The sequence below is a fragment of the Lentilactobacillus sp. TOM.63 genome (assembly GCF_030361045.1).
Classification (GTDB): domain Bacteria; phylum Bacillota; class Bacilli; order Lactobacillales; family Lactobacillaceae; genus Lentilactobacillus; species Lentilactobacillus dabitei.
This window is the reverse complement of sequence record NZ_JAUCAP010000130.1, coordinates 1-3674: the sequence shown is the minus strand read 5'-3', so window position 1 is coordinate 3674 and position 3674 is coordinate 1. Positions and strand designations below refer to the sequence as shown.

The 3674-nt window shown below is 38.2% G+C and carries 4 protein-coding genes; all 4 read right to left on the bottom strand.

Annotation, left to right across the window (positions count from 1 at the left end; all coding sequences use genetic code 11):
• Positions 1 to 118: 118 nt before the first annotated feature.
• Entirely contained in the window at positions 119 to 1210 is a 1092-nt protein-coding gene (gene mobV, locus QUF07_RS13460) for a MobV family relaxase (RefSeq protein WP_289427930.1), read from the bottom strand.
• Positions 1211 to 1401: 191 nt separating this feature from the next.
• Positions 1402 to 1911, bottom strand: a complete 510-nt coding sequence (locus QUF07_RS13455; protein ID WP_289427928.1) for a hypothetical protein — start codon at positions 1909 to 1911, stop codon at positions 1402 to 1404.
• A complete protein-coding gene (locus QUF07_RS13450; protein WP_289427926.1) occupies positions 1880 to 2089 on the bottom strand; it encodes a hypothetical protein in 210 nt (69 codons plus the stop codon). Before QUF07_RS13450 ends, QUF07_RS13455 begins: the two co-directional genes overlap by 32 nt.
• Before the next feature lie 43 nt (positions 2090 to 2132).
• A complete protein-coding gene (locus tag QUF07_RS13445) occupies positions 2133 to 3089 on the bottom strand; it encodes a protein rep (RefSeq protein WP_289427924.1) in 957 nt (318 codons plus the stop codon).
• Positions 3090 to 3674 lie beyond the last annotated feature (585 nt).

The window sequence follows — 3674 nt, the reverse complement described above, 5'->3', positions numbered from 1 at the left end:
CTCAAAAAGGGACTAACTGCTAAAGCAGTAAGTCCCTTTAATTCGATTTACCGTTGACTGACGGCCATTAACCAGCTCCAATGCTCATCAGCGGGTAAATTAAAGTCATAGACCAAATTCAAAGGCTGGGACCATCTAATTCATCATGTTGTCCCTCTGAACGCTCTTGTGGCCTCTGAGGGGCTTTTTTAGACGGTTCTTTTAGTCCAGCTCGTTCTAGCCACTCACTTGGTAAGCCAACCCCTAATTTGCGCTGTAAGAAGCGGTCAACGCTCCGAACAATTCCTTGTAGCGTCCCTACTAACTTTTGAAGACGACGATTCTCAATGTCTAGTTCCATAGCCTTACTTTCAGCTTTGATCAACTGGTCTTTTTGAATATCCATATCAGACCTTTGGGACAGAGTTTCAGTAAAATACGTATCCGTTAAGCTGGCGCCCTGTTTAAGCTTATCAAAATCAAACCGATCAACTAGCACATAGCGCTTATGGAAACGGGATTCCTTCGTTTTGATACTATTCACATCAAATTTAGTGGCTTGATACGTTTTAAGTTTCGCTTGGCGCTGCTTAGTTTCATTTTCAACCGCTGCTAACTTTTGCTGCCCCTGCTTAATAGATTCCCGCATGGCTTTATATTCCGGTACCGTCAAACTTTTACGTTTCGATTCTTGAACCCCACGTTGAACATTAAAACCATGCTGTTGCAAATAAGTCGGTAATTGATCTTGAATATCTCGCAAAGCTGGGCGATTAAAAACTCGTTTAGCAGACAATTTATACTCATCATCAAACGGGACAATCCCCATATGCATGTGTGGAGTACTCTCATCAAGATGAACAATCGCATAGCGAATATTTTCTTCACCAAATTTTTCAGCAAAATAGTCCTTCGCTGTTTCAAAATATTTGCGCGTATCAACCGCCGTTAAATCGGCAAAGAAATGACTATCACTTGAGATAATCCATTCATTGACCAAGACCGCATCTTTTCTAACCGCTCGCTGACTGGTTTTATGTTCGTTAATATAAGCCTCAATATCCATTTTGAAATGATTAGTCCGACCAGCAACCAAATCATAATTTAAAACAGAACGGTCAACATCAATATCAGTATTTTTGTGATTCTGTGTTCGACGTTGATCATGATTACCCAAACCAACCAGATTGTCAGCTTTCAATTTCTGCATATTAGCCACTAAATAGCTCACCTAACCACTCCATTCCCAAACAGCTAAATTTGATTAGAGCATAGCATAAATAACGGAGAATCTCCATGTAAGGTATAGCCCAATATACTTTACAAGGTAAAGTGTGGGCTCTGCGAGGCCGTTTTTGCCGCTGGCAAAAAAATAATCAAAGGTCGCTTTGGCTCCCAATGATTATTTAAAGCAATAATACCTTAACAATGTTCATCAAAAATAAAATTTCTCAAAACATGTAAAAGTTCTCTTTGAAGTTTTACAGGTTCAGTTTTTCTTTTCTCAAATTCTCTAATATATTCATCGCGTTGATTAGGACTCATATTTCTAAGATTACCACCAGATCCTCGAGTAACTATCAATTTATAGTAATCGAACAACGATTGCACGATTTTATCCACTATTTCAAAAATATTATTTGGAATTGCAAGAGTTCCTTCAACAAAATTTCTCAAAGCTAGTAAATCACTATTTAAATCAGGAATAACATCTTTACCGGCACATTCTCCAATTTCATTATGAAATGCTCCAGCTTTCTCAAAAAAACTATTTATAAATTCCTGCAAAACAACAAACTTATTAGAATTATCAGTATAATTTGTAACTTTAGAAATGAATGTTACATCAGAATTACTAATATTATCGCTGTTAAAATTACCAGAAGAAGTATTAGAACAATTATCTTGACTGGTCTGATTGTTTCTTTTCATGCTTTTCACCTTCACTATTATCAACATTGACACTAGAATTATTGATATTATTACTATTGAAATTTCCATTAATATTTTTCGAACTGTTAATAGTCTTTTTATTTCCTGTAAAAAAGTTAAAAGTACCCTTAATCATTCCTTTAAACAATCCCTTTAAGGCATTGAAAAATGAAGCCAAAACAATCACCTCCCCCCTCACTTACAATATAGACAATAAATCATTAAATAAAATAATTCTTACGATGATAGTCCCATTTAGCAACAACCTCACGCACTACCTGCTCAGTTTGTTTATCATCACTATCCGTATTAATCAGATCCCCATTTTCAACATCTTCTAATTGCAACTGCTTACGAATTTCTTTCAGCAAGCCTCCATAGCTAATTTGCCGGGAACCAGCCAAAGCCTGTTCCAAATCATCAATTACTTGTAGATCTTGTTCTTGATTATTAGTTAAAATATCTTTGGACTTTACCTGATATTTAGCCGTTTCTTGGGCACTAGCCAGCAAGGAATTTTTCTGGCGTTTCACATTCGGTTTAACCGCTTCAACATTCACCATTGGTACATAAGTCAATTTCATTGCCCGTTGCCAATACCCAGTCCACTCTGCCTGTGAAATATAATTATCAGAACCTTTAAAATAAAGGTTCTTCACAAATAATAAAACATGCATATGATGGTGATACATCGGCCGATCTGCTTCATGATTAACAGTAACCTCAGTTGAACGAACATAACCCAACAAATTTTTAGCTGGCTTTTTATAACGCATTAAATCACGGATAGCCCGCCCCATTTGTCGTAACTCACTCTTTAATTGCTCACCAGTTGTATTCTCAACCGTCAGAGTTAAAAATAAGAACCGACCCATTTTTCGTTGTTTAACTGCTTCTTCTAAAATTTGAGTTAACTGATTAGATTGTTTCATTGCCCGTCGCCAATTACATAACGGACACAACCGAGAATGGCAAAACCAAGTCTGCGCCAATTTCTTGTGACCATTTTTATCTTCCACAAAACGCAAAACTTCGCCACATTCTTTAACTCGATGAGCTTTCTTATAATGCAATATTTGCAAATAGTCACCATACTGCAGGTTTTCCAGCTTACGTTCCCGCCACGGTCGTACTTTTCCCGACCGTGATCGATCAATCAAAACCCTTTTATCAGCCAAACTAAAAACTCCTCCCACCAGCCACATGAGAAGAGTTAATCTGATATGTATTGCTTTACTAAAATCAGCCAGAAGGCTTGACGGTCAAACACCTAAGCCTTAAACTATGTCTAGTAAATACAAATACGATTTTACAAGATTAACTCACGTGTTCCGACGCCGGCCAAAGCATGGAATTCTCACGTGGGTTTTTTTGTATTCATTTTATACCACCATAATACGCCTAAACCCAGTTGTGTCAAGGGTTCACCCAACATTTTAAAAAGTCCGTTGTTTCTAATAGTATCAAGATAAGAAGAAACTGGTCAAAATCGACCAGTTTCTAAGCCCTCGGGCGCTGACGCCCCGAACCCAGTCCAAGCTGTGCCAGCTTGACCGCCTAAATGAGCGGGAGCCCCCGCTCAAACTCACCCCGCACTCGCCGTGAGGCAGGCAAAAAAAGCAGGGTTGCTTTTCTTTGCATGCGCAAAAGTGTCTTGGTCTAGTAAGTCAATCAACTCCTTAAAGCCTCAAAAAGGGACTAACTGCTAAAGCAGTAAGTCCCTTTAATTCGATTTACCGTTGACTGACGGCCATTAACCAGCT

Bases quoted from the DNA above. Each gene is read 5' to 3' on its own strand.
- QUF07_RS13455 (WP_289427928.1), bottom strand. From the start codon at position 1,911: ATGAAAAGAAACAATCAGACCAGTCAAGATAATTGTTCTAATACTTCT.